General features: G+C 62.3%; 19 protein-coding genes. All 19 read left to right on the top strand.

The window, feature by feature from the left end; genetic code table 11:
• The 19 genes from flgK (at position 1) to ACVOMB_RS14420 (ending at position 21848) form a co-directional block, all read left to right on the top strand.
• The gene (flgK, locus tag ACVOMB_RS14510; protein ID WP_481531827.1) at positions 1-1878 is read left to right on the top strand and encodes a flagellar hook-associated protein FlgK; all 1878 of its coding nucleotides are present in this window, start codon (positions 1-3) and stop codon (positions 1876-1878) included.
• Positions 1878-3080 carry a flagellar hook-associated protein FlgL gene (gene flgL, locus ACVOMB_RS14505; protein WP_481531826.1) on the top strand — a complete coding sequence of 401 codons (1203 nt, stop codon included), beginning with the start codon at positions 1878-1880 and terminating at the stop codon, positions 3078-3080. The genes flgK and flgL overlap by 1 nt, the downstream gene beginning before the upstream one ends.
• A gap of 67 nt (positions 3081-3147) precedes the next feature.
• On the top strand, positions 3148-4374 hold the full coding sequence (locus tag ACVOMB_RS14500) for a flagellin (protein WP_481531825.1): 1227 nt from the start codon (positions 3148-3150) through the stop codon (positions 4372-4374).
• A gap of 365 nt (positions 4375-4739) precedes the next feature.
• A complete protein-coding gene (locus ACVOMB_RS14495; protein ID WP_481531824.1) occupies positions 4740-5957 on the top strand; it encodes a flagellin in 1218 nt (405 codons plus the stop codon).
• A gap of 229 nt (positions 5958-6186) precedes the next feature.
• A complete protein-coding gene (gene fliD, locus ACVOMB_RS14490) occupies positions 6187-7542 on the top strand; it encodes a flagellar filament capping protein FliD (RefSeq protein WP_481531823.1) in 1356 nt (451 codons plus the stop codon).
• 99 nt (positions 7543-7641) lie between these two features.
• Positions 7642-8064: a flagellar export chaperone FliS gene (fliS, locus tag ACVOMB_RS14485; RefSeq protein ID WP_481531822.1), complete on the top strand. Its 423-nt coding sequence runs from the start codon at positions 7642-7644 to the stop codon at positions 8062-8064.
• Positions 8064-8375, top strand: coding sequence for a hypothetical protein (locus tag ACVOMB_RS14480; protein ID WP_481531821.1), 312 nt, complete (start codon positions 8064-8066; stop codon positions 8373-8375). The genes fliS and ACVOMB_RS14480 overlap by 1 nt, the downstream gene beginning before the upstream one ends.
• Positions 8372-8941, top strand: coding sequence for a PilZ domain-containing protein (locus tag ACVOMB_RS14475; RefSeq protein ID WP_481531820.1), 570 nt, complete (start codon positions 8372-8374; stop codon positions 8939-8941). Before ACVOMB_RS14480 ends, ACVOMB_RS14475 begins: the two co-directional genes overlap by 4 nt.
• A gap of 78 nt (positions 8942-9019) precedes the next feature.
• On the top strand, positions 9020-9652 hold the full coding sequence (locus tag ACVOMB_RS14470) for a response regulator (protein WP_481531836.1): 633 nt from the start codon (positions 9020-9022) through the stop codon (positions 9650-9652).
• A 261-nt stretch (positions 9653-9913) separates the two neighbouring features.
• Positions 9914-11323: an RNA polymerase factor sigma-54 gene (rpoN, locus tag ACVOMB_RS14465; RefSeq protein ID WP_481531819.1), complete on the top strand. Its 1410-nt coding sequence runs from the start codon at positions 9914-9916 to the stop codon at positions 11321-11323.
• A 14-nt stretch (positions 11324-11337) separates the two neighbouring features.
• Positions 11338-11718: a response regulator gene (locus ACVOMB_RS14460; RefSeq protein WP_313172108.1), complete on the top strand. Its 381-nt coding sequence runs from the start codon at positions 11338-11340 to the stop codon at positions 11716-11718.
• Positions 11711-13201 carry a sigma-54 dependent transcriptional regulator gene (locus ACVOMB_RS14455; protein WP_481531818.1) on the top strand — a complete coding sequence of 497 codons (1491 nt, stop codon included), beginning with the start codon at positions 11711-11713 and terminating at the stop codon, positions 13199-13201. Before ACVOMB_RS14460 ends, ACVOMB_RS14455 begins: the two co-directional genes overlap by 8 nt.
• A 168-nt stretch (positions 13202-13369) precedes the next feature.
• On the top strand, positions 13370-14140 hold the full coding sequence (rfbF, locus tag ACVOMB_RS14450; protein ID WP_481531817.1) for a glucose-1-phosphate cytidylyltransferase: 771 nt from the start codon (positions 13370-13372) through the stop codon (positions 14138-14140).
• A complete protein-coding gene (gene rfbG, locus ACVOMB_RS14445; protein WP_481531816.1) occupies positions 14131-15195 on the top strand; it encodes a CDP-glucose 4,6-dehydratase in 1065 nt (354 codons plus the stop codon). The genes rfbF and rfbG overlap by 10 nt, the downstream gene beginning before the upstream one ends.
• Complete coding sequence (gene rfbH / locus ACVOMB_RS14440) at positions 15192-16517, top strand: lipopolysaccharide biosynthesis protein RfbH (protein WP_481531815.1); 1326 nt, start codon at positions 15192-15194, stop codon at positions 16515-16517. Before rfbG ends, rfbH begins: the two co-directional genes overlap by 4 nt.
• Positions 16514-18046, top strand: coding sequence for an N-acetylneuraminate synthase family protein (locus ACVOMB_RS14435; protein WP_481531814.1), 1533 nt, complete (start codon positions 16514-16516; stop codon positions 18044-18046). The genes rfbH and ACVOMB_RS14435 overlap by 4 nt, the downstream gene beginning before the upstream one ends.
• A gap of 1 nt (position 18047) precedes the next feature.
• Entirely contained in the window at positions 18048-19871 is a 1824-nt protein-coding gene (locus ACVOMB_RS14430; protein ID WP_481531813.1) for a thiamine pyrophosphate-binding protein, read from the top strand.
• A 112-nt stretch (positions 19872-19983) separates the two neighbouring features.
• On the top strand, positions 19984-20784 hold the full coding sequence (locus ACVOMB_RS14425; RefSeq protein WP_481531812.1) for a class I SAM-dependent methyltransferase: 801 nt from the start codon (positions 19984-19986) through the stop codon (positions 20782-20784).
• A gap of 20 nt (positions 20785-20804) precedes the next feature.
• The gene (locus ACVOMB_RS14420; protein WP_481531811.1) at positions 20805-21848 is read left to right on the top strand and encodes a glycosyltransferase family 2 protein; all 1044 of its coding nucleotides are present in this window, start codon (positions 20805-20807) and stop codon (positions 21846-21848) included.
• Positions 21849-21857 lie beyond the last annotated feature (9 nt).

Below are 21857 nucleotides of genomic sequence, written 5' to 3'. Positions count from 1 at the left end.
ATGTCTAATGTTCTTTCCACTGGCACCAGCGCACTGATCGCCTTCCAACGGGCGCTGGCCACCGTCAGCCACAACGTCGCCAATATCAAGACTGACGGCTATAGCCGGCAGAAGGTGGATTTTGCCACGCGCGATCCGAGCAACGTGGGTTATGGCGACGTCGGCAACGGCACCAAAATCACCGACATTCGCCGTGTCGCCGATCAGCTGGCGATTTCGCGCCTGCTGGACAGCAATGGCGAACTGGCGCGGCTGCAGCAGCTGTCCGGCATGGCCGACCGCGTTGACGCCTTGTTCTCCGACGCGGCCACCAACGTCAGCGGCGTATGGTCCAACTTCTTTGACGCCGTCAATGGGTTGGCGTCCAACGCATCCGGCACCGCTGACCGCCGCGATGTGCTGGACAACGCCAGTACCTTGGTCAACCGGTACAAGCAGCTCAACGCCAATCTCGATGGCCTGAACAGCGAGGTCAACAACGGCCTGATCTCCGCCGCGACCGAGGTCAATCGACTGGCTTCGGAAATCGCACAGATCAATGGCGCCATCGGCAGCAACGCCGCCGCAGCGGCGCCGGACCTGCTGGATCGCCGCGACCAGCTGATCTCCAAGCTGGTTGGCTACACCGGCGGTACGGCGGTGATCCAGGACGGCGGCGTCATGAACGTCTACTCCGCCGGCGGCCACGCACTGGTGGTCGGCACTACCGCCTCGCAGATCACCACTGCCGCTGACCCGTATCAGCCCGAGCGCCTGCGCCTTGCAATCAAGACCCAGGGCATGACCGTGACTCTGGACAGCAAGGCGCTGGGCGGCCAGATCGGCGGCCTGATCGAGTTCCGCGAAACCGTGCTGACCCCGGCGCAGGCCGAGCTGGGCCGGATCGCAGTCGGCATGGCGCAGTCGTTCAATCAGGCCCATGCCGAAGGCATGGACCTGTATGGCGACATGGGTGGCAATTTCTTCAATCTCGGTACGCCGAAGATCTCCGGGCATAGCAGCAACACCGGCAGCGCCACGCTCAGCGCCAGCTACGGCGATCTTGCTGCGTTGGATGGCCAGAACCTGCTGCTCAAGTTCGATGGCAGCAACTGGCAGGCAAGCCGAGCCGATACCGGCGTTGCAGTGCCGATGACCGGCACCGGCACCGCCGCCGATCCGTTCGTGGTCAATGGCGTCAGGTTCGTTGTCGGGGGTACGCCGGCCACCAATGACCGCTTCCTGCTGCAGCCGACCGCGGGCGCGACCAATGATCTGTCGGTGGCGATCACCGACCCCTCGCGCATTGCCGCCGCCAACCCGGTCAAAGGTAGCGCCGGGCTGAACAATACCGGCACCGGCGTACTTGGCAAGCTGGATGTGGTGAATGCAGGCAACCCTGCCCTGCTCAATCCGGCGGCTATCGCCTTTGTCGACGCCAACAACTACACCATCGATGGTGCCGGCCCGTACCCGTACACGCCCGGCCAGACCATCAGCGCCAATGGCTGGAGTGTGGTGCTCGATGGCAAGCCCAAGGCCGGCGACAGCTTCACTATCGGCAAGACCGCTGCAGGTTCCAGTGATAACGGCAATGCGTCGCGTCTTGCCAATGTCGAGGACGCCAAGGCGTTCAACGGCGGCACCGTCACCTTGAACGGCGCGCTGGGCGGGCTGACCACCCAGATCGGCTCCGCTGCACGCGCCGCCGACTACTCGCTGCAGGCACAGCAGGTGATCAATGACAACGCCAAGGCATCGCGGGATTCGATCTCCGGGGTAAACCTTGATGAGGAGGCGGCGGACATGCTCCGGCTGCAGCAGGCCTATCAGGCCGCATCGCAGCTGATTTCCACCGCTGACACCATGTTCCAGACGATCTTGAAGGCGGTGGGCTGATGAGTAACCGTATCTCCAGCAACATGATGTATGACCAGTCGGTCTCGTTGATGTTGTCCAAGCAGAGCAAGATGAATCATCTTGAGCAGCAGCTGGCCACCGGCAAGAAGATCGTCACGGCCAAGGATGATCCGGTCGCCTCTGGTACCGCTGTCGGCATGGATCGCGTTCTGGCCGAGCTGGAACAGCTGGGCAAGAACGCCAACACCGCCCAGAACCGGTTGGGCCTGCAGGAGAATGCACTGGCCCAAGCCGGAGAGTTGCTGGCACGGGTGTCGGAGTTGAGCGTGCAAGCCAACAGCGCTGCGCTGTCTGCCGAGGACCGCAAGACAGTCTCTGCTGAGCTGCAGTCGATCAAGGACCAGATGCTGGCCCTGGCCAACACCAGCGATGGCAACGGCCGCTATGTATTCGGCGGTGCATCCGATGCCGCCGTTCCGTTCACCCTTGCCAATGGCACGGTCACCTACAACGGTGACCAGATTCAACGCCAGGTCGAGGTTGCACCGGGCACCTTCGTCAAGGATGCACAGCCCGGCAGTGAGGTCTTCCTGCGTATCCGTACAGGTGATGGCACCGTTGATGCGGCGGCAGTCGCCGGCAATACCGGCAAGGCGGTGCTCACCGATATCAGCCGCGACGGTTCCGGCAACTGGAACGGCGACAGCTACACATTGCGCTTTACCGCCGCCGATACCTATGAAGTGCTGGATGCCAGCAATACCGTAGTTGGCAATGGCACGTACAAGACCGGTGAGGACATCGTTTTCCAGGGCCTGCGCGTTCGCATCGAAGGAACGCCGGCCGCTGGCGATGCATTCACTGCCGGGCAGGCCAGCACCCGCGACGTGTTCAGCACCATCGATCAGCTGGTGCAGACGCTGCAGATGGATACCTCCACCGAAGCCGGACGTACCGCACAACAGAACGCACTGCAGGCAAGTATCCGCGATGTCGCGCAGGCATCTGGCAGTTTGATTGATGCGCGCGCCGCTGGTGGCGCACAGCTCAAATCAATCGACGATGCAGCTTCGCTGCGCGAAGCCAACAGCATCACCTTGAAAAGTTCCCTCTCGCAGTTGCGCGACCTCAACTACGCCGAGGCCATCGGGCAGTACCAGCTCGAAGGCGCGGCCCTGCAGGCGGCACAGACCATCTTCACCCAGATGCAGTCGATGTCGCTGTTCAACATGATCCGCTGATTCCGAAATTCCAATACACAACGCCTCCTCATACGCACCACGTCACCGAACACAACGGAGAAGTCCCATGGCACAAGTCATCAACACCAACATCATGTCGCTGAACGCTCAGCGCAACTTGAACACCAGCGGCAGCAGCCTGGCGACGTCCATCCAGCGTCTGTCCTCGGGCCTGCGCATCAACAGCGCCAAGGACGATGCTGCTGGCCTGGCGATCTCCGAGCGCTTCAGTACCCAGATCCGCGGCCTGGATGTTGCCGTACGCAACGCCAATGATGGCATCTCGCTGGCCCAGACCGCTGAAGGCGCGATGGTCGAGATCGGCAACAATCTGCAGCGTATCCGCGAACTGGCGGTGCAGTCGTCCAACGCCACCAACTCCGCCACCGATCGTGAAGCGCTGAACGCCGAAGTCGCCCAGCTGCTGTCGGAAATCGACCGCGTTGCCAACCAGACTGGCTTCAATGGCACCAAGCTGCTCGACGGCAGCTTCACCGGCGCGTTGTTCCAGGTGGGCGCCAACTCCGGCCAGACCATCGGCATCAATGCCATCGTCGATGCCAATATCGATACGCTGGGCAAGGCAGGCTTTGCCGACAACGTCAGCGGCACCGGCATTGGCGGCACCGCAGCGACGGCCTCAGGTTCGATCAGCGGCATTACCGTCAGCGTTACTCCGGCCGGCGCTGCCGCTGCTACCCAGATCAAGCTTGACGATATCAAGATCGACGTCGGCGACGACGCTGCCGCCGTGCAGAAGAAGGTCGCGCAAGCCTTCAACAACAAGCTCGACCAAACCGGCATGTACGCAACGGTTGAGGGCGGCGCGCTCAAGCTAACCTCGGTAAAGGCCGGCCAGGACTTCGGCGGCGTCACCAATGGGACCTTGGCGGGTGGCACCGGTATCACCGTGTCGCTGGCCGCTGACCTAGGCGCAGCCACCGCAGCTGCCGGTGTCGCCGCCAACGGCGGTGGCATCCGTCACATGGAAGATCTGGACGTCTCCAACTTCGCCGGCTCACAGCGCGCCATCGAGATCGTCGACAAGGCACTGACCTCGGTCAGCAGCTCGCGTGCGGAAATGGGTGCGATCCAGAACCGCTTCACCTCCACCATCGCCAACCTGGCGACCACCTCGGAGAATCTCTCGGCCTCCCGCAGCCGTATCCGCGATGCGGACTACGCCAAGGAAACCGCCGAAATGACCCGCACCCAGATCCTGCAGCAGGCCGGTACGGCCATGCTAGCCCAGGCCAACCAGGTGCCGCAGAACGTGCTCAGCCTGCTGAAGTAAGCCGGCTCCACGTGCGCAAACAAAAACCCCGGCATGCCGGGGTTTTTGCTTTCATGGCTTGTTTCATCGATGCATGTGGCGGCGGCTTACGCCGCGAGGCCCAGGAATCATCAGATCCCACATCGGCTTGGCCGCGAACGCTGTCAGCTTCGCGGCTTACGCTGCTCCCACAGCCAGATTCCGAGCGCTCCCGGCGATGGGCGGCAATTTTTGTCAAACAGATCTTACGCAAGCCCTAAAGGGCGGCTGGGTGCTGCCGTTATTGATATCAGCAGCGGTACTGCGGCCCCTACGGCAACTCCCACTGCACTCAGTACCGGTCAGGTTGAGCTGCCGGATCAAACGACAAAAAGGAATCCGAAATCATGGCACAAGTCATCAACACCAACATCATGTCGCTCAATGCTCAGCGCAACCTGAACACGAGCGGCTCCAGCCTGGCCACCTCGATCCAGCGCCTGTCCTCGGGCCTGCGCATCAACAGTGCCAAGGACGACGCCGCCGGCCTGGCCATCTCCGAGCGCTTCACCACCCAGATCCGCGGCCTGGACGTTGCAACCCGCAACGCCAACGACGGCATCTCGCTGGCCCAGACCGCTGAAGGCGCGATGGTCGAAATCGGCAACAACCTGCAGCGTATCCGCGAGCTGGCTGTGCAGTCGTCCAACGCTACCAACTCCTCGACCGACCGCGAAGCGCTGAACTCGGAAGTCAACCAGCTGCTGAAGGAAATCGACCGCGTCTCCAACCAGACCAACTTCAACGGCACCAAGCTGCTGGACGGCAGCTTCTCCGGCGCCCTGTTCCAGGTCGGCGCTGACTCGGGCCAGACCATCGGCATCAACAGCATCGTCGATGCAAAGACCACCAGTCTAGGCACGATGAACTTCGCCGTCGACACCACGGCCGTCAACGTCATCGCTTCCGGCACTGCTGCCACCGCCGCCGGTAACGTCAGTGGCATCTCCATCGCTGTAACTGGCACCGGCGCCGGCGCAACTGCAAAGACCGTCAACATCGATACCGTCAAGTTCGAAGCCGGCGAATCGACCCTGTCGGTCAACAAGAAGATCGCTTCGGCCATCAACGACAAGATGGACCAGACCGGTGTCTACGCCAAGATCGACGACTCCAACGGCGCGATCACGCTGCAGTCGGTCAAGGGCAACCAGTTCACCTCAGCCATGAGCCTGGGCACCATCAGCGGCGGCGGCCTGACGGCCGGCACCGCGTTCACCGTGCAGACCGCCACCAATGTCAGCGATGCCAAGAATGCCAGCAAGCTGGATATCTCGAACTTCGCTGGTTCGCAGAAGGCTCTGGAAATCGTCGACAAGGCACTGACCGCGGTCAACAGCTCGCGCGCCGACATGGGTGCGATCCAGAACCGCTTCAGCTCCACCATCTCCAACCTGTCGACCACCTCGGAAAACCTGTCCGCTTCGCGTAGCCGCATCCGCGACGCTGACTATGCCAAGGAAACCGCCGAACTGACCCGCAACCAGATCCTGCAGCAGGCAGGTACCGCAATGCTGTCGCAGGCCAACAGCTCTACCCAGAACGTGCTGAGCCTGCTGCGCTAAGCACACTGAGGTGCCGGTTTACCGGCATGCCAGTGACGTTCCCGGAACCCCTGCCAGCTGGCGGGGGTTCCGCGTTTGCAGCGGGTGTAGCCAGGGCGATGCCGATTGAGGCACGCCGCTTGCATGGTCTGCACGGCAACCGTCGCCGTCTGCCTAAAGTTGCTGGGCAGGCGTGCCGATACAAGGGATAGCTGCACAGGCGTCCTTCCGCCTCGAACAAGGAAACACCATGGCCACCTCATCTCTCGCTGCTGTCGGCTCCGGCCTCGACATTCCGACCATCGTCGCCAAGCTGGTCGCTGCCGAGCGCAAGCCTGCCGACAATCGGATCAATTCGCAGGGTACTGCGGCCACTGCCAAGCTATCGGCACTGGGTAACATCAAGAGCTCGTTGAGTGGCCTGCAGTCGGCACTTGAGGCGATGGTTAAAAGTTCGGATATCCGCTCCTACAAGGCCACGGTTCCGGAAGGCTCAGGCTTCAGCACCAGCGTCATCACCGATGCCAGTACCGGTAAAACCCTGGCTACGGCCGGGACCTACAACGTTGAAGTACTGAGCCTGGCAACCACCCAGAAGCTGAGCTCCGGTGCCTTCGCCGCTGATGCACCGGTAGGCGACGGCAAACTGTCGTTCGCCTGGGGCGACAAGACACTTGACGTCGATGTCGCCGAAGGCGCAACGCTGACTGAAATCGCCGCTGCCATCAACAAAGCGGCCAATGGCAAAGGCGTCAACGCCACCATCATCACCGCCAGTGATGGCCAGCATCTGGTGATGAACGCAGTCAATGCAGGCACCGATGGTGCACTGAAGGTGAGCGCCAGTGGTGGCAACGGCGGTCTATCCGCACTGACATGGGACGGGGCTGCCGGCGGCATGAGCCAGACCACCGCGGCCACCAACGCCAAGGTGCGTGTAGATGGTTTCGAGCGCGAATCCAGCAGCAACGCGATCACCGACATCATTCCCGGCATCACCCTCAACCTGAGCAAGGCCGAGCTGGGCACCACCCGCACGCTGACGGTTGCCCAGGACAATTCGCCACTGAAGATCAACCTGCAGGCGTTCGTCAGTGCGTACAACGCGACCACCACCCTGCTGAAGAACGCGACCAGCTATGACGCCAAAACTGACAAGGCATCCACGCTGACCGGCGACTCGATGATCCGCGGCCTGCAACAGCAGATGCGCAGCCAGCTCAGCGCCAATGTCGTCGACCTGAAGGCGCTCGGCGTAGCCATCAACAAGGACGGCACGCTCAGCTTCAGTAGCAGTACCTTCGACAAGACCGTCGCGGAAAACCCGGGTGCGGCCGAGGCTCTGCTAGGCAGCAAAGGCACACTTTCCAGTGGCATGACCACCATGCTCAAGAGCAACCTGGACAGCACCGGTACGCTGACCCTGCGCACTGATTCGCTGAACAAGCAGATCAAGAAGCTCGAAAAGGATCTGGACGCGCTTGATGCGCGCATGGAAAGTGTCTCCGAACGCTACACCAAACAGTTCACGGCGATGGACAAGCTGGTCGCCGGAATGCAGAGCACCAGCAACTATCTGAGCCAGCAGCTGGCGTCCAAGTCCTAGCAGTTGCTGGCCCTCCGCGCGTATTGACACTCATCCACCACCACCTACCGCTTTGACGACCATCTCGCCCAGCGGCTGAATCAAAGGAGTCCCATCCACATGTACGGTGCCAACCGCCACTATGCCGAGCAATACCGCAAGGTCGGGGTTTCAAGCCGTGTCGTCGATGCAGACCCCCATCGTCTTGTCGCCCTGTTGCTCGAGGGTGCCGGCGAACGCATCCGCCGCGCCGAGGCCTGTCTGGCCAGTGGCGATCAGGCCTTGAAAGGCAAGGCGATCGGCGAGGCCTGTGCCATCATCGGCCATCTCAACGGCTCGCTGGACCATGAAGCCGGTGGTGATGTGGCGGGCAATCTGTCGGCGCTGTACGACTACGTGCTGCACCGCCTGACCGAGGGTAATCTCAACAACGACGTCAATGCCCTGCAGGAGTCACTGTCGCTGATGAACGAGATCGAATCGGCCTGGAATGCAATTCCTGCAGAGCAGCGCAGCATGCCCACCGCCAGCGGTGCACGCTGATGGCCGACACCGCCAGCCAGGCACTCGATGATCTGCACGCAGATCTGGATGCCCTGAAGAATGCCATCGACGCCGAAGATCACGAGGGCGCAGAACAAATTGTCGCCGCCCACGATCAGCGCCTACGCAGCTACATTCTGGCCAATGGCGCAGCCGGAAGCGCCGATGCCCTGCAGGCACTGCTGGAAGAACAGCAAGCCGTGACCGAGCGGATGCGGGACCTGCGCGACCAAGCTGCCCTGCACCTGCGCGCCGAGCGTCAATCCACCCGTGCGGCCAGCGCTTATCAACAGGCTGGAACACTGGCATGAATCCTACCGGCATCGCCCACCCTGCAGAAACCGAGCTGTTCGACGACACACTCAGTTGTGAACTGTCGCTGCCCGCGGTGTTCGAAGCCGGTACCAAAGTAAAGCGCCCAGGCAGTGCCGAGATGCTCCTGCGCAGCATCGCCTTGGTCGAAGACGCCCGCACCGCGGATGACAGCGACGAGCGCAACGACAACAGCCTGCAACTGCAGCGGCTGGAGGCACGCCTGGATCTGACCCTGGTGCTGCTGGGGCGCCTGCTCCAGCGCGAGGCTCCGGTTGCGGCAGCCACCCAGCTGCGCTGGTCGCGGCATGGCCTGCGCCTGCAGCGCGAGCAGATCAGCGGCCTCGCAGCTGGCACCTCCGGCGTTGTCTGCCTGCAACCTGCCGAATGGCTGCCAGACGCCATCGAACTGCCTGTTGTAGTCCTGGCCGAAGCAAATACAGCACAGGGCGTGCAGCTGTGGCTACGCCTGGATACACAGAACGAAGCCTTGCTGGCAGCACTGGAACGCCATTTGTTCCGCCTGCATCGCAAGCAGATTGCTGATAGTCGCCGCAACCGGTGAGCACACTGCCACTTTGTGCTCTGGCGCCCGCCTCGCTGCTCCGCTAAGGTGCAGCCTTCTGATATGACCCGGTCTCCTGTGCGCGTTCTTATTGTCGACGACCACACCTTGGTTCGTGCTGGGCTTACCCGGCTGCTACAGACATTTGACGGCATCCAGGTGGTGGCCGAAGCCAGCAATGCCGAGCAGGCATTGGAGATGGCCCTGTTCCATGTGCCGGACCTGATCTTGCTAGACCTGTCGCTACCCGGCCGATCCGGGCTCGAAGCATTGACCGATATCCGCCAGCGACTGCCACATGCACGTGCGGTGATGATGTCGATGCACGATGACGCTGCACATGTACGTGACGCATTGGATCGCGGCGCCGTGGGCTTCCTGGTCAAGGATGCTGCCCCGGCCGAGCTGGAGCTGGCACTGCGCGCCGCCCATGCCGGCCAGGTTTTCCTGAGTCCGCAGATTTCAGCAAAGATGCTTGCGCCACTGATTGGCAGGGAGCGCGCTACTGGTATTGGCGCACTTTCCCCGCGACAGAAGCAGATCCTGCGACGCCTGGGTACCGGCCAGACCACCAAGGAAATCGCTGCCGACCTGGGCATCAGTATCAAGACGGTCGAAACCCATCGCGCGCGGATGATGGAATCGCTGGGCTGCCGCCGCGCCAACGATCTGCTTCTGCTGGCACTGCGCCACGAAAACGACCTTGCCTGATGTTGGCACGCCAGTAAAAGCGAAGCTACGTCACGAAATCGAAAAGCCGTCACCAATAGCTGGCAAGTCATGAAAATCAATGGCTTGTAGAAATACCCTGATTGCATTGCGCCAATAAATCGACGCTTAGTAGGGGATTCACCTACAGCACGTAGGGTTAGTTTTGACAGCTATAGGGCCAACACCTATTACCGCCCTGACATGAAGCACGCAAGATGCGTTCCACAACGCGGCCATCAACCGGTCGCAACGGGGAAACGCATGAAAGCCACACTCTCTGCCCAACTGGGCCAGCAACTCCATCTCACGCCTGCTTTGCTGCAATCGATTCGCTTGCTGCAGCTCAACGGCATGCAGCTGGAGCTTGAGGTCCGCCAGGCACTGGAGAGCAACCCGCTGCTGGAGTTGCAGGAGCAGGCAGAGGACGCGCCGGCAGCGACTGAAGGCGATGTTGCACAGGCTGAAACTGCAGCGTTTGATGAACTCCCCGAAAGCAACCTGTGGGATGTGCCCGGTGCCAGCTGGAATGCGGACGACGAAGACCGCATGGCGCGCGTCGCTGCGGGCGAGTCCACCGATCCGCAGCTGCGCATCCTCAATGCCCTTGCCTATGAGCTGGACGATGCCGATCTGGCCGTGGTCAGCTTCTGGCTGGACCATTGCGATGAGGCCGGTTATCTGCAGGCACCGCTGGCCCAGTTGACCCAGCTGGCCAGCGCCCGCCTGGACCGCACCAGCGCCGATATCGAAGCCCTGCGCCAGCGCCTGCTGCACGGCGAACCGGCCGGTATGGCCGCAGTCGACCTGCGCGAATGCCTGCTCGCCCAGCTCACCGCCCTGCCCGGCCAGGTCCCAGCCCGCAACCTGGCGCGCCGCCTGCTAGACGCCGATATGCAGCTGCTGACCAGCCACGACTATCCAGCCTTGGCCCGCGCCCTGGATGCCGAGGTGGAGGACGTGCAGGAGGCCTTTCGTCTGGTGCTCTCGCTGCAGCCCCGCCCGGGCGAAACCCTGCTACCGCAGCAGGAGTTGACTGTTATTCCGGATGTGGTCGCCTGGCACGCCGACGGCCAATGGCGGGTCGCTCTGAATCCGGCCACCACGCCGCGTCTGGCCATCAACAGCAGCTACGAGCGGGTGGTTGCCGACAGCAGCGGCGAAGCCGCCCAACCCCTGCGCGACATGCTGCAGGAAGCGCGCTGGCTGACCCGGGGCCTGTCGATGCGCTACGACACCCTGCTGCGTACCGCACGGGTCATCATCGAGCGTCAGGCCGCCTTCCTGGTCAATGGTGACGAGTGCATGGCGCCGTTGACCCTGAAGGAAGTGGCCGACCTGATCGGCATGCACGAATCCACCGTCTCGCGGATCACCTCTGGCAAATACCTGCAGACCCCGCGCGGCACGTTTGAACTCAAGCACTTCTTCGCTGTACGCCTGGAAGGCGCAAGTGTCTCCGGCCAGGCTGTCAAAGCCATGGTCAAGCGCCTGATCGATGCCGAACCGGCAGCCCGGCCATTGGCCGACGAGGCCATTGCCGGCCTGCTGTCGCGTCAGGGAGTGAACATTGCACGTCGGACCGTCGCAAAATACCGCGAACAGCTTGATATCGCCCCGGCCCGCGAACGTCGCCGGCAGAGCAGCAAGCCCCAGCTGGCCCGAGTGGGCTGAGACCAAGGATTCCCATGAACAAGCTCACCGTAGTGCTGGTCGACGACCATGAAGGCTTCATCAACGCTGCCATGCGTCACTTCCGCAAGATCGACTGGCTGGAAGTCGTCGGCAGTGCAGCCAACGGGCTGGAAGCGATTGAACGCTCCGAAACGCTGCGCCCGCAGGTGGTACTGATGGATCTGGCAATGCCGGAAATGGGTGGCCTGCAGGCCACGCGCCTGATCAAGACCCAGGACCAGCCGCCGTACATCGTGATCGCCAGTCACTTTGATGACGCCGAACACCGCGAACACGCACTGCGTGCCGGTGCCGATAATTTTGTCAGCAAGCTGTCCTACATCCAGGAAGTGATGCCGATCCTGGAAGGACTCAAGGTGCAAGAAGATGAGTGAGTCACGCATCCTGGTGATCGACGCCGACGGCGTCCGCGCCGAACGCACGCTGGCCCTGTTGGAGTTCATGGACTTCAACCCGCGCTGGGTCAGCGACGCGCAGGACATCGACATCACCCGTCACCGCAGCAACGACTGGATGGCCGTGGTAGTTGGCGCGCTTGAAGATGCCGACCGTGCCGCCGGGTTTTTCACCTGGTTGGCGGGCACCTCGTTGCCGCCGCCGATCCTGCTGGCCGAAGGCGACCCGCTGGCGTTCTCACGCCACTACGGCCTGCATGAAGCCAATGTCTGGCCGCTGGAGCAGCCGATGCGCCACGCGCAGATGGAAGCACTGCTGCGCCGGGCCAGCCTCAAGCGACTGGACGCCGAGCACCAGGCGGACAACGCCGGCGACAGCGGCCCGACCGGACACAGCCCAGCCGTCACCGAACTGCGCCAGCTGATCGAGCAGGTCTCCAACTTCGATACCACTGTGTTGGTGCTGGGCGAATCCGGCACTGGCAAGGAAGTGGTCTCGCGCGCCATTCACCAGCGTTCGCCGCGCCGCGATGGTCCATTCATCGCCATCAACTGTGGTGCTATCCCACCCGATCTGCTGGAAAGCGAATTGTTCGGCCATGAGAAAGGCGCCTTCACCGGTGCGTTGAGCGCGCGCAAGGGCCGTTTTGAAATGGCTGAAGGCGGCACCCTGCTGCTGGACGAAATCGGCGACATGAGCCTGCCGATGCAGGTCAAACTGCTACGCGTGCTGCAGGAACGCAGCTTCGAGCGCGTCGGTGGCAACCAGACCATCCGCTGCAATGTGCGGGTAATCGCCGCCACCCACCGCGACCTGGAATCGCGTATCGCCGATGGCAAGTTCCGCGAGGATCTGTTCTATCGCCTCAACGTGTTCCCGATCGACGTGCCCGCGCTGCGTGAGCGCGTCAGCGATCTTCCGATGCTGGTGGAAACCATCGCCACCCAGCTGGCCCGCACCGGCCGTGGCGAAGTCCGTTTCGCCCCGGAAGCGCTGCAGGCGCTGGCCAGCTACGCCTGGCCGGGCAATGTGCGTGAGCTGACCAATCTGGTCGAGCGCCTGGCCGTCTTGCATCCCGGCGGCACCGTTCGTGTACAGGACCTGCCCAGCCGCTACCGTGGGGACCAGGCAAATCTAGCCACCGCAACGAACAGCGACGACGAGCGGCCGATGCTGCTTGGCAAGCTAGCCGCAGCACCTGCGCAAGCAGCCAACCAAGCCACAGGCTTGATCAGCAAGATCACTGCACCGGAAAGCAGCAGCCAGTTGCCCAGCGAAGGCATGGACCTGCGCGACCACATGGCCGGCATCGAACTGAACCTGATCACTGAAGCACTGGAGCGTACCCAGGGCGTCGTCGCCCATGCCGCCCAACTGCTCGGCCTGCGTCGCACCACCCTGGTTGAAAAGCTGCGCAAATACGGTATCGAGCGCGACTCGGCCGAAGCCACCGGCCCGTAGCCCTTTGCAGCCGGCGAAGCACTCGCCGGCCAGATCCCTCTTCCACTGCCCTGCGATGCACGCTTCGGTGCGTCGGTGATGCCTGCTGCCTCCGCCACGGCACGAATCTTGCACCGTCCGCACCAACACTCGCCGCCCTGCCTGCCCATGAAGCCTGCCGTCAATGCAATGAAAGCCGTCATCCTGGCCGGAGGCCTGGGCACCCGCATCAGCGAGGAGTCCCACCTGCGGCCCAAACCAATGATCGAGATCGGCGGCAAGCCGATCATCTGGCACATCATGAAGCTCTATACCCACTTCGGTATCACCGATTTCGTGGTGTGCCTTGGCTACAAGGGCTATGTGATCAAGGAGTATTTCGCCAATTACTTCTTGCACATGTCCGATGTCACCTTCGACATGGCCGAGAACCGGATGCAGATCCACAACCGCAACGCCGAACCCTGGCGGGTGACGCTGGTGGATACCGGCGACAGCACCTCGACCGGCGGACGCTTGAAGCGCGCGCGTGAGTATCTGGGCAATGGCGCTTTCTGCCTTACCTACGGCGACGGTGTCGCCGACATCGACATCGCTGGCCTGGTCGACTTCCATCGCAGCCATGGCCGCATGGCCACCGTGACCGCGGTGCAACCACCAGGCCGGTTTGGCGCGCTGGACATCAGCGGCACGCAGGTCAGCGGCTTCAAGGAGAAACCGCTAGGTGATGGCGCCTGGATCAATGGCGGGTTCTTCGTGCTGGAGCCGGGCGTATTCGACTACATCGAAGGCGACAGCACCACCTGGGAGCAGGAGCCGATGCGGCGGCTGGCCGAAGAAGGCCAGCTGATGTCCTTCCTGCATCACGGCTTCTGGCAGCCGATGGATACCCTGCGCGACAAGAGCCTGCTCGAAGAGCGCTGGTCACAGGGCAAGGCGGAGTGGAAGCTGTGGCAGTGAATCCGGACTTCTGGCGTGGCAGGCGGGTCTTTCTCACCGGCCATACCGGCTTCAAAGGTGGCTGGCTGGCACTGTGGCTGCAGCATATGGGCGCCCAAGTGCAGGGCTATGCCCTACCCGCTTGCGACGGCCCATCAATGTGGCAGGCGACACGGCTTGGCGCGCTGATCGACGGCGAACTGGCCGACATCCGCGATGCCGAACGCCTGAGCGCTGCACTGGCCAGACAGCAGCCCGAGTTGGTATTGCACCTTGCCGCGCAGCCGCTGGTACGGGCGTCGTACCGGAGCCCGGTTGATACCTGGTCAAGCAATGTCACCGGCACCCTCAATCTGCTGGAAGCGGTGCGCCGATGCGACAGCGTCCGTGCGGTGCTGGTTGTCACCACCGACAAATGCTACGACAACCGCGAATGGGTATGGCCTTACCGCGAGCAGGATGCGCTGGGTGGACACGACCCTTACAGCAGCAGCAAGGCCGCCGTTGAGCTGCTGTGCGCTTCCTGGCGTGCGTCCTATCTACAGGCGCGAGGCGTGGCGCTGGCCACCGCACGCGCCGGCAATGTCATCGGCGGCGGCGACTGGTCGCCCGAACGCCTGCTCCCCGACATCCTGCGCCAGTGGCAACAGCAACAACCCGTAACCCTGCGCTATCCCGGCGCCACCCGCCCATGGCAGCACGTGCTTGAGCCACTGCACGGCTATCTATTGCTGGCCCAGGCGCTGCTACAGCAGCAGGAAGGCGCGGACTCCGCCTGGAACTTCGGTCCGGATGCGGCCGATGTCGCCAGCGTCGGTGCGGTCGTCGAGCAACTAGCGAGGCTCTGGCCCGGCGAAGCAGACTGGCAAGTCGATGCCGCACAGCAGCCCCACGAAGCGGGCTTATTGGCGTTGGATTCGGCCAAGGCACGGCACTTGCTTGCATGGAAACCATGTTGGTCGCTGCCACAGGCACTTGCACAGACCGTGCGCTGGCATCAGGCATGGCAGGCCGGCGCGGACATGCAGCAACACACCCTTACCCAGATTGAAGATTTCCAGAACAGCACGCAATGAATCACGATGAACTCCAACTGCGCCATCAGATTGCCGAGCTGGTCGGGCATTACGCCGACCGCCACCTGGCCCCGTCCGCCTTCGTACCGGGCAGCAGCACGGTAGCGCCGTCGGGCAAGGTGATCGGTGCCACCGAGCTGAAGTCGATGATGGAGGCAGTGCTGGATGGTTGGCTGACCACCGGCCGCTTCAACGACGCCTTCGAGAAGAAGCTGTCGCGCTACCTCGGCATCCGCAATGTGCTGACCACCAACTCCGGTTCTTCGGCCAACCTGTTGGCATTCTCCACGCTGACCTCGCCGCGCCTGGGCGAACGCGCCATCGGCAAGGGTGATGAGGTGATCGGCGTCGCCGCGGGCTTCCCGACCACGGTCAACCCGATTCTCCAGTGCGGTGCGGTGCCGGTCTTCGTCGACGTCGAACTTGGCACCTACAACGTCAACGCCGAGTTGATCGAAGCCGCCATCACCCCGCGTACCCGAGCGATCATGCTCGCCCACACCTTGGGTAACCCATTCAACCTGGGCGTGGTACGCGAACTGTGTGATCGTTACGGCCTGTGGCTGATCGAGGATTGCTGCGACGCATTGGGCTCTACCTACAACGGCAAACTGGTCGGCAGCTTCGGCGATATCGGCACCCTGAGTTTCTATCCGGCCCACCACATCACCATGGGTGAAGGCGGCGCGGTGTTCACTGGCTCGCCGCGACTGAAGCGGATCATTGAATCGTTCCGCGATTGGGGCCGCGATTGCTATTGCGCGCCCGGCACCGACAACACCTGCGGGCAGCGCTTTGACTGGCAGCTTGGCGGCCTGCCTGAAGGCTACGACCACAAATACACCTACTCGCACCTCGGTTACAACCTCAAGATCACCGACATGCAGGCCGCCTGCGCGCTGGCACAGATGGACCGTTTGGAAGGCTTCATCGCCGCGCGCAAACGTAACTTTGCCTGGCTGCACCAGCGCTTGTCCGGCAGCAGCGAGCAACTGATTCTTCCATATGCCACGCCCGGCAGTGACCCGTCATGGTTCGGCTTCCCGATCACCCTGCGTGATGGCAGCGGCGTATTGCGCGAAGACCTGTTACGCCATCTGGACAGCCACAAGATCGGCACCCGCCTGCTGTTTGCCGGCAACCTGACCCGCCAGCCTTACATGCAGGGCCAGAACTACCGGGTCAGTGGCGAGTTGCCGATGACCGACAAGGTCATGAAAGACACCTTCTGGATCGGCCTGTGGCCAGGCCTGAGCGAAGACCACCTTGAACACGCCGCAAGCCAGATCGAAAGCTGGCTTAACAAAGGAACACAGCGATGAATGATGCACGCTCCCCATCTGCACCAGAGGCCTTGTTCGACCGGCCGCTGTTCGTGCTGGAGATGGCCAATAACCATATGGGCGACGTGGCCCACGGTGTCGCGCTGATCCGTGCTTTTGCCGATGTTTGTCGTGACTTTCCGTTCCGCTTTGCGTTCAAGTTGCAGTACCGCGACCTGGATACGTTCATCCACCCGGCAATGCGTGGACGCGACGACCTGAAGTACATCAAGCGTTTCAGCGAGACAAGGCTGTCACGTGCCCAATTTGATGCGCTGGTCACCGAGATCCGCAACTGTGGATTCCTGTGCCTGTCCACGCCGTTCGACGAGGCGTCAGTGGCCGTGATCGAAGCGCAGGATCTGGATGCGATCAAGATCGCCAGCTGCTCCATGAGCGATTGGCCCCTGCTCGAGCGCGTCGTGCAGACACAGCGCCCACTGATCGTTTCAACCGCAGGCTCGACGCTGGAGGAGCTGGATCGACTGGTCAGCTTCCTCACCCATCGCCAGAAGGATTTCGCGATCCTGCATTGCGTTGGCGAGTACCCCACCGCCGATGCCAACATGCATCTGTCGCAGGTGGATTTCCTGCGCCGCCGCTATCCGGGCGTGCGGGTCGGCTTCTCTACCCACGAAAACCCTGACAACACCGATATCGTCAAGATCGCATTGGCCAAGGGGGCGCGGATTTTCGAGAAGCACGTCGGCCTTCCGACCGAGCAGTATCCCCTCAACGCCTACTCGGCCTCCCCCGAACAGGTGCGTCGCTGGTTGCAGGCGGCACAGCAGACCCTGCTGCTGTGCGGTGAAGGCGATAACCGCCTGCCATTCAACGCCTCCGAGAGCGCCAGCTTGCGTTCGCTCCGCCGCGGCGTGTTCACCCGTCGCCCGATCGCCGCCGGCGAGGTTGTGCAGGCCGCTGACGTGTACTTCGCCTTCCCTCCCGAGGATGGCCAGTACACCGCCAACGACTGGTCCAAGTACGCCAGCTTCACCGCCACCCACGACATCGCCGCCGATGCCGGACTGGGCCCTGACAACAGCGATCGCCGCGACACCCGCGACAAGGTCTGGGACATCGTCCAGGACGTACGCGCGCAGCTGGCCGGCAGCCACGTGGTAGTGCCGGGGCGGGTCGATCTGGAGATCTCGCACCACTACGGGCTTGAGCGCTTCCACGAGGTGGGCATGGCCATGCTTACCGTGGTCAATCGCGGCTATTGCAAGAAGCTGCTGATGCTGTTGCCCGGCCAGCTGCATCCAGAGCAGTACCACCAGCGCAAGGAAGAAACCTTCCATGTGCTGCACGGCGAACTGGTACTGAAGCTCGACGGTGTGGAGCGCAAATGCAAACCCGGCGATGTGGTCACCGTTGAGCCTGAAGTACGCCATGCCTTCCACAGCGATGGCGGCGCCATCATCGAAGAGCTGTCATCCACGCACTTCAGCAACGACTCGTTCTATACCGATGAGGCAATCAATGCCAATCGGAATCGCAAGACCCTCTTGAGCTATTGGATGGATTGACGTGGCTAGCCCCTATCGTGTTGCCGACTACATTGCCGACTTCATCGCAGCGCTTGGCGTAGGACATGTGTTCCTGCTGCCAGGCGGCGGCGCCATGCACCTCAACGACGCGGTCGGCAAGCACCCCGAACTGGAAGTGGTTGCCTGTCATCATGAGCAGGCCGCAGCGATCGCAGCCGAAGCATACTGCCGTATCAACGAAAACCTCGGCGTGGCCATGGTCACCACTGGCCCCGGTGCAACCAATGCGGTTACCGCCGTTGCCGGCGCCTGGATCGAGTCCGTACCGCTGCTGGTGATCTCCGGCCAGGTCAAACGCGCCGACCTGTTGCGCGGGGCCGCGCTGCGCCAGAAGGGCGTGCAGGAGGTCGACATCGTCAGCGTGGTGGCACCGATCACCAAATACGCGGTCACCATCGAAAAACCCGAAGACATCCGCCGCGAATTGGAGCGCGCCGTATTCCTGGCCCGCGATGGCCGCGCCGGGCCGGTCTGGATCGACGTACCGTTGGACGTCCAGGGCGCGCCGATTGACCCATCGACACTGTCTGGCTGGCAGACCGAGGTAGCCGCGTCGCATCCGCTGGACCCGGCCGTGCTCGCGCAGGTGCGCAAGCTGCTTGAAGGCGCGCAGCGCCCGTTGATACTTGCCGGGCATGGCGTACGCCTGGGCGGTGCCGCCGTCGCCTTCCGCAAACTGGTTGAAACCCTTGGGGTTCCGGTGGTCAGCACCTGGAATGCGATGGACCTGCTGCCATACGAACACCCGCTGTTTGTTGGCCGGCCCGGCGTTGTCGCACTGCGTGCTCCCAACTTCGCCATCCAGAATGCGGACCTGCTGATCAGCATCGGCTGTCGCCTGGACAACATCATCACCGCCTATGCACCGCGCGACTTCGCCCGCAATGCGCACAAGGTGGTAGTTGATGTCGACAGCAACGAAATCGCCAAACTCGACATGCCGATCGATGTGGCCATCACCAGCGACGCCGCGCAGTTCATCACCGCGCTGGCCGCCACCATGGGGGCGGACGAGGTTCGTCGCCCTGCCTGGCTGCAACGCTGCCACGATTGGAAGGCGCGTTATGGAGTGAACGACGGCAAGCCCTTCGCCGCTGATGGCCCGATCAGTCACTTCCAGTTTGCCGATGCGCTATCTGAAGCCGTGCCCGCAGATACCCTGGTCAGCACCGGCAGCTCGGGGCTCGCGGTGGAAGTGTTCTACACGGTGTTCCGCAACCGACCCGGGCAGCGCGTTTTTCTTACCTCTGGCCTTGGTGCCATGGGCTATGGCCTGCCCGCCGCGATTGGCGCCTGTTTTGCAAATGAACGCAAGCCCATGGTTGCGGTCGAGAGCGATGGCAGCCTGCAACTGAACATCCAGGAGCTGGCCACTTTGCGCGGCTTCAACCTGCCGATCTGCCTTGTAGTGATGAACAACGGTGGCTACGCGTCGATACGCAACACCCAACGGAACTACTTCGAAGGCCGATACGTCGGTACGGGCCCCGAAGCCGGACTGTGGATGCCTGACCTGCAGGAGCTGGCACGCGCCTATGAACTTCCGTTCAAACGCATCCGTGATGCTGCCGAGTTGAGCGCTGGCCTGGCTGAAGCCATCGCGCAGCCCGGCCCGATGATCGTGGAAGTGATGCTGCTCAATGATGAAGTGCTGAGCCCGAAGGTTGCAGCCATACCCCAGGCCGACGGCTCGATGGCCTCCATGCCGTTGGAGGACATGAGTCCGTTGTTGCCGCTGGCAGTACTGGAGACGGAAATGGACGGCAATACCAGCGCCGTTTCGCGCAGGGTGCGGCAAGCCTGATGCGCCTTGGCTACCTGTCTGAATTTCTACCTGGGAGATACTTGTGGCCTCGATAGCCCGCCATTGCGTCTGTTGCGGAGCTACGCATGTCGCCCGCTCACCGGCCGTGCTCATGCCCTTTGTCGCCAAACGGGTGTTCGACTGGGATGTCGTGGAAGTGACTGCCGATTGGGGGCTGCGCGACTTGCCGCCAGGCCGTGCCTATGCAGTGTGCAACACCGTGTACTGCAACGACTGCGCCGCGCTGTTTCTCGATATTCGCTTCGATGACGAGGAGCTGGGACGTCTGTATGCCGACTATCGCGGCGAGGATTACACGCGACTGCGCGATGCACTGGAGCCCGGCTATGCCGAACGCAACGGCAAGCTGCTGGCCGGGGCAGACTATGTGCCGCAGGTCGAGCGCTTCCTGCTGGATTGCATGCCACCGCCTTCCCGGATTCTGGATTTCGGTGGTGACACTGGCATCAACACGCCATTTCGCGGGCGTGCGGAGGCTCAACATATCCTCGACATATCCAACCGCCCATTGGTAGCCGGCGCAGTCCGCGTCGATGCTGCGCTTGCCGCTACCCAGCACTACGACCTGGTGGTGCTCAGCGAGGTGTTGGAGCACGTCCCGCAACCATTCGAGCTGCTGCAGCAGGTGGTGGCGCTGATGGACAGCCAAAGTGTGCTCTACCTCGAGGTTCCCTTCGAACGCCTGATGTGCACGCTGGAGTCCGAACCGCAGCGCTGGACCGAGAAACGTCATTGGCACGAACACATAAACTTCTTCTCGCGCGAGAGTCTGCGTCGTCTGCTGGCCCGCTGCGGGCTGGAGCCGCTTCTCATGGACGTACTGGATATCGACGTTGGTAATGGCCCGGCCCAGGTATTTGCAGTGGCGGCGAAGCGTTCGTCGGGAACTTGAACTTGAGCGGGAGCAACGCCATGCATAGTCTGGATATCATCATTCCAACCTACAACTACGGGCACTTCATAGACGAATGTCTGGAATCAGTGCGGGCGCAGACTTTCACTGATTTTTCGGTGCTGGTAATCGACAATGCATCCGAAGACGATACCGCGTCAGTGGTCGAACGCCACCGACGCAGCGATTCGCGCATCCACTATGTTCGCAATGCCAGCAACATCGGGCCTGCCCCATCGGTGGACAAGGCCTACGGCATGACCTCAGCGCGTTACTGGGTACTGCTGTGCGCCGATGATTACTGGCAGCCGGAGTTTCTCCAGGCCACCGTGCGCGATGGGCTCATGGCGCACCCGCAGTGCGGCTTTGCTTACAGCCGTTTCAGCCGTTTGGTTGGTGATCGTCTGATACCAGAGATGGCACACATGGCCCCGGAGCTGGACAGCGGCGTGCATTGGTTGATGGACTATCTGTGCTTCACCAACTGGATAGCGCCCTCGTACTGCGTGATGGACCGCCAACGCTACGATGCGGTCGGTGGCACAGCCCGTGCCGCCCAACGCTTCCAGCCGCAGGGCTCGCTGCGTCGCGGCAGTCTGGGTGACCACTACAACGTAGCACGGTTGGCAGCCCACCATCCTGGCTTCGCGGTGCAGGATCGGCTGGGCGTCTACCGCGTGCACGGTGAAAGTGACACCGCGAGTACCGGCCATCAGCTGATCGAAGAAATCGTCTTGTTATACGATCAGATATTCTTCGACAACGACCTGTTCTCTGACAGCCATCGCTATCTGGCGAAGATCAACCAGATTGGCCGGCTGCTCACCGAAACGGGCCTGGCCCGCACTGCTTTCGAGCTCATGCGCAACCCCCGCACCGCTGGTTTGTTGGGTGACAAGCGACGCGACATCCTGCGGACCTTCGCACGGACCCTGCCCAAGCTGCGATACGACTCGGCAACTCCCCTGCGTGGACACGGGCTTCTTGAGCACCCGGAGAACATCGAGCGTCTGCGCGATCTTGCCGAGCGCCCCTTCAACGAATGGGCGACGCTCGCCTTCTGAATATCGCCG

This window comes from Stenotrophomonas sp. STEN018 (assembly GCF_056760235.1).
The sequence above is the reverse complement of the archived record's forward strand: the minus strand, read 5'-3'. Positions and strand labels throughout refer to the sequence as shown.

Coding starts and splice junctions, on each gene's coding strand:
- flgK (WP_481531827.1), top strand. CDS start 1: ATGTCTAATGTTCTTTCCACTGGCACCAGCGCACTGATCGCCTTCCAA.
- flgL (WP_481531826.1), top strand. CDS start 1,878: ATGAGTAACCGTATCTCCAGCAACATGATGTATGACCAGTCGGTCTCG.
- ACVOMB_RS14500 (WP_481531825.1), top strand. CDS start 3,148: ATGGCACAAGTCATCAACACCAACATCATGTCGCTGAACGCTCAGCGC.
- ACVOMB_RS14495 (WP_481531824.1), top strand. CDS start 4,740: ATGGCACAAGTCATCAACACCAACATCATGTCGCTCAATGCTCAGCGC.
- fliD (WP_481531823.1), top strand. CDS start 6,187: ATGGCCACCTCATCTCTCGCTGCTGTCGGCTCCGGCCTCGACATTCCG.
- fliS (WP_481531822.1), top strand. CDS start 7,642: ATGTACGGTGCCAACCGCCACTATGCCGAGCAATACCGCAAGGTCGGG.
- ACVOMB_RS14480 (WP_481531821.1), top strand. CDS start 8,064: ATGGCCGACACCGCCAGCCAGGCACTCGATGATCTGCACGCAGATCTG.
- ACVOMB_RS14475 (WP_481531820.1), top strand. CDS start 8,372: ATGAATCCTACCGGCATCGCCCACCCTGCAGAAACCGAGCTGTTCGAC.
- rpoN (WP_481531819.1), top strand. CDS start 9,914: ATGAAAGCCACACTCTCTGCCCAACTGGGCCAGCAACTCCATCTCACG.
- ACVOMB_RS14460 (WP_313172108.1), top strand. CDS start 11,338: ATGAACAAGCTCACCGTAGTGCTGGTCGACGACCATGAAGGCTTCATC.
- ACVOMB_RS14455 (WP_481531818.1), top strand. CDS start 11,711: ATGAGTGAGTCACGCATCCTGGTGATCGACGCCGACGGCGTCCGCGCC.
- rfbF (WP_481531817.1), top strand. CDS start 13,370: ATGAAAGCCGTCATCCTGGCCGGAGGCCTGGGCACCCGCATCAGCGAG.
- rfbH (WP_481531815.1), top strand. CDS start 15,192: ATGAATCACGATGAACTCCAACTGCGCCATCAGATTGCCGAGCTGGTC.
- ACVOMB_RS14435 (WP_481531814.1), top strand. CDS start 16,514: ATGAATGATGCACGCTCCCCATCTGCACCAGAGGCCTTGTTCGACCGG.
- ACVOMB_RS14425 (WP_481531812.1), top strand. CDS start 19,984: ATGCCCTTTGTCGCCAAACGGGTGTTCGACTGGGATGTCGTGGAAGTG.
- ACVOMB_RS14420 (WP_481531811.1), top strand. CDS start 20,805: ATGCATAGTCTGGATATCATCATTCCAACCTACAACTACGGGCACTTC.